General features: G+C 63.0%; 3 protein-coding genes. 1 reads left to right on the forward strand and 2 read right to left on the reverse strand.

Annotated features, from left to right (window positions below; genetic code table 11):
- Both ACYVDE_RS15610 and ACYVDE_RS15615 read right to left on the reverse strand, forming a co-directional pair.
- A partial coding sequence (locus ACYVDE_RS15610) for a 7TM diverse intracellular signaling domain-containing protein (RefSeq protein WP_460502467.1) occupies positions 1–2,341 on the reverse strand: 2,341 nt, incomplete at its 3' end.
- A gap of 245 nt (positions 2,342–2,586) precedes the next feature.
- Positions 2,587–2,937, reverse strand: a complete 351-nt coding sequence (locus ACYVDE_RS15615; RefSeq protein WP_460502468.1) for a hypothetical protein — start codon at positions 2,935–2,937, stop codon at positions 2,587–2,589.
- 337 nt (positions 2,938–3,274) lie between these two features.
- Here ACYVDE_RS15615 and ACYVDE_RS15620 point away from each other — a divergent pair, with 337 nt between their 5' ends.
- Positions 3,275–3,988: a C40 family peptidase gene (locus ACYVDE_RS15620; protein WP_460502469.1), complete on the forward strand. Its 714-nt coding sequence runs from the start codon at positions 3,275–3,277 to the stop codon at positions 3,986–3,988.
- The last annotated feature ends 364 nt before the right edge of the window (positions 3,989–4,352 follow it).

Genomic DNA, 4,352 nt, shown 5'->3' on the forward strand with positions numbered 1-4,352 from the left:
GCTTGCCCACGTAGGCATCGGCTCCGGTTTCGAGGCCTTCGAGCCGGTCGTGGCTGGCCGATTTGGCCGTGAGCAGCACCAGCGGCACGTGGCTGGTGGCCGGGTGGGCCTTGAGCTGGCGCACCACGCCGTAGCCGTCGAGGCCGGGCATCATCACGTCGCTCACAATCAGGTCGGGCACATGTTCCAAGGCCATTTCGACGCCGCGCAGGCCGTCGGGCGCTTCCAGCAGCCGGTAGCCGGCCGGGGCCAGGCTGCTGCGAATGAAGGTGCGCACGTCCTCGTTGTCTTCAATACACAGAATGAAATCAGCCTCTGGGTTGGCCACGGGAGTATCGGCCTCGGCCGGCGCGGCATCGAACAGCTCCAGCTCGGGCCGATGGCTGGCGGTAGTTTCAACGCTGGCCAGCCCTGCGGCATTGGCCGGCGCGGGCCGCAGACCCTGGGGCAGCCACACCCGAAAAGCGGCCCCGGCACCCGGTGGGCTAACCAGCGTTACCGTGCCTTGATGCAGCTCAGTCAGTTCTTTCACCAAAGCCAAACCTACGCCGGTGCCGGGCTGGGTGCCGGGCACGGCGGGCGTGCTGCCTTGGTAAAACCGGTCGAACAAGTGCGGCTGCTGAGCCGGGGGCACGCCGGGCCCGGTATCGTGCACCAGCAGCTCGACCCCGGCCGGCACGGCACCAGCCGCCGGTACTTCGCGCCTGCTTGGCTCCACGGTGCCGCCAGCGGGCGTGAAGCGTAAGGCATTGCTGAGCAGGTTGGTGAGCACCACATCGAGTTTGGGCGCATCGAATATGAATGGCAGCCGCGCTGGCCCGGTGGTGCGAAACGCAATGTTCCGGGCCTCGGCCATCGAGGCGAACGTGGCGGCCAGCTGCCGGGCGAAGGCCGCCAGGTCGGCGCGCTCGGGTAGCAGCAGCATGGCGCCGGCTTCGAGCTTGCTCAAATCGAGCAGCTGGTTGATGAGGCGCAGCAGCCGCCCGGCATTGCGCCGAATCAGCTCGCTTTTAGCGCGGGTGGTGGCGTCGGGGGCTTCGGTGGCCAGCTCCTCGGCCGGGCCCAGAATGAGGGTAAGCGGCGTGCGGAATTCGTGGCTGATATTGGTGAAGAAATTGGTTTTCAGTTCATCCAGGCTTTTGAGCTGCTCGGTGGTGGCCAGGCTGGTGCGCAACTCGTTATAGGCGTGTTCCAGCTCGGCGGCGCGTGTGGCCAGCTGGTGGTTGGCGGCCAGTTGCGCTTCTTCTTTCTCGCGCAGGTGCGTCATGGCTTCCAGTTGCGCCGTTTGCCGGGCCTGTTGCGCCAGGCTGATGCGGTCTGCTAGGCCCAGCGAGAGACAAACCAAATCGAGCAGCCAGGCCACGGCGGTGCCGTTCATCGTCAACTCGTTAGATGGCAGCAGGCCCAATTGCGCCAACGAATAGGCGAGTACAGACACAATCACCAGCCCGGCCCCCACCATGTAGTAGCGCGCGGGTCGGTAGCCGGTGCGCAGCACTGCCATGCCCACCAGCAGCGTGGCCCCGCCCGAAAATAGCGGTAGCACCTGCGCCAGCAAGGCCGTGTGCCCCGGCAACAGCCAGTGGCCCAACAGTGGCAGCGGGGCCGTAAGCACAATGGCCGTCAGCAGCCAGTCGAGCCGCGGGGCCAGCCGCCGGGTCTCGAGGTATGCCCGCGTCAGCAAGGCACTGAAAACGGTGGTAGCAGCCGAAACCAGCAGCCGCAGGGTGAAATGGGTGCTGACGCTCAGCCCCGGCAGCCACCACAGCACGACACCCTTATACAGCAGGTTCATGGTGCCGAAGCTGAGCACGTAGGCCACGTAGTAGCCGTAGGTGGCTTCGCGCAACGACACGAACAGGAACAGGTTGTACAACGCCAGCATCAGCATGCTCCCGAAAAACAGACCCATGAGGAAGTTCTCCCAGTAGCTAAGCTTTTGCAAATGGTTGATTTCGCTAATCCGATAGTCAAGCATGCCGGCCCAGGTGCGCAGATACAGCGTGGTAGCCTGGCCCGGCACCAGCGGCAGCACCAGGTTGTAGCAGCGGTTGGCCACCACGCGGCCCCGTGCGCCCGGCCCGTCGGGCCCCAGCGCCAGGCGCTGCACGCTGCCATCGGGGTGCTCAACGTACACATCTATCGTGCTGGACTCAAATAACTTACTTCTGAGCACCCAATTGGTGTGCGGGCTGGTTTCGCTCAGCACTGTGGTGCGCAGCCATACTTCTCTTTTGCCGCTCACGTAGGGCGCCTCCTTCTCCGATTTCCGGAAACGGCTTGCCCAGGCCGGTGCCTGCACCCGGGCAAACGAATACGCCGAGTCGGGGGGAACTGCCAACAGCGCGCTAAATGGCCCGAGTGCATAATCCTGCGCCGTGTCGCGCAGCACCAGCGGAACTACTGGCGGTGGGTACGACTGGCCCATTGCCCAACCGCTCGTCAGGGTTAGCACCACTAATAGAAACCACCGCCGATACGTCATGGAGCAGGAAGAACGCAACTTTTCGGGCAAAATCCGGCCCGTAAGCGGGGCCGGGTTCTGGGTAAAGTTCGCTCAAATCGGGCAATTATACCGGCAAAGGGCTAGGCTTCGCGGGCGTGGCGGGGTAGGGGGCGCAGCACGTGGCTGGGGTCGGCGAGCACCACGCGGCGGGCCTCTTCGCGGGCCTCGGCCTCGAACTTATTGTGGTAGTAGCCCACGCGAGCCGACTCGACCAGATACTTCAAGAGGAAGGGCAGCAGGCCATGCTCGCGGTACTGGCGCAGGTGCACGGCCTCGTGTGCCACCCATTCGGCATCGGCCAGAAACTCCTCGCGGGTGGTGCCGCTCAGGTGCACCGTTTGGCCCACCACCATGGCCACGCGCGGGGCTTTGAGCACGAGGCGGGCAATGCGGGCCAGGGGCGAATTAACACGGGTGCGAATGTTTTGCATACGAGCAAGATACAGAAAATAACGAAGCGCGCATTTACGAACCGATTGGCAATACGGTTGCAAGGTGTAAAGGTGATTTTCCTTTATAATATTATAAATTAAGAAGAATTTTAGAATTTTTTCAACCAAAAAGGATGACGGTCTGGATTATTAGCCCTAGTTTTACCCAGCGACCTGTACTGAAGCGAATATAATTTCAACAGGTTGTGATTGATTCATCACCTCTTCACTCGGCCGGTTTCGGCCTTGCCTATCGCCTAAGAAAGCTACTAGCCGGCCCTTCCTTTCTCCCCATCGGAATCCGGATTTTGCCCCTACTACCCTCTAACGACGGACAATGAAAAACAGCCTCCTGTATTGCCTCGCCGCTGGTTCGCTAGCTCTCTCCTTCTTCTTTGAACGTCCGGCCGATGCTTCGGCTGCGGCCCGTGCCTCGGTGGCACCGGTCGCGGCCGAAGCATCGTTGCTTCCGGACCTGATGACGGAGCTGCCCGCTAACGACCCCACGCTGCCCGGCACTACGCCCGCTGCGGAAAAGCCCGCCCCCACGCCCGCCGAGCTGGCCGCCTCGCGCGACTCGCTGGCGTACCACTACTACGCCCAGACGCTGGGCCTGCACCTCTCGTTCGATGAGAACAAGGACCTGCTGCGCACCGTAACCGACTGGATTGGCACCCCTTACAGCTTCGGCAGCAGCTCGCGCCGCGGCACCGACTGCTCGGGCTTCGTGACGCGCGTGTTCCGCGAGGTGTACGGCATTACGCTGCAGCGCTCGTCGCGCTCGATGTTTGGTACCACGCAGCGCGTGCCCAAGGCCGAGATGCAAACCGGCGACCTCGTGTTTTTCCGTCGCGGCCACGGCCCCATCTATCACGTCGGCATCTACCTGAAAGACGGTAAGTTTGCCCACTCGGCCACCAACGGCGGCGTGATGGTGAGCTCGCTGAACCAGGCGTACTACCACCGCAATTTCTACGCCGCCGGCCGGGTGCCCGCCGTAGCGGCCGCCGCTGCCCGCGCCGCCGAGGCCCTGATGGCCCGCGCCGAGTAGCCCGCTCGTTTTCTCTGAATGACGATAACGCCCGACCTGCAAAGGTTGGGCGTTTTTTATGGGCCCTTGGCGGGGCTTCATAGGGTATTCACCGAATTGCGAGTAGGCTTGCATTAAACCTGGCCGGCGCGGCGGTATCATAGCTAAGAAATTGGCGGTGAGCACTGCGCGAAGCCCGGCGGTGGGGTTGCTGTCATCATTTTTTACGGTGTTGCCTTATGAATCGTAGACATTTCCTCGAGCGCAATTCGGCGGTGTTGGAGAAGCCAGTGCGGGCCGCAGTGGCTCCAGGCCCGGCCGCGCCAGTAGCCGACCAGCAGCCGGGGCCGCCCGAAACCGTCAGCCGCTACGCCAACAAGGCGTT

The organism is Hymenobacter agri (assembly GCF_054778495.1).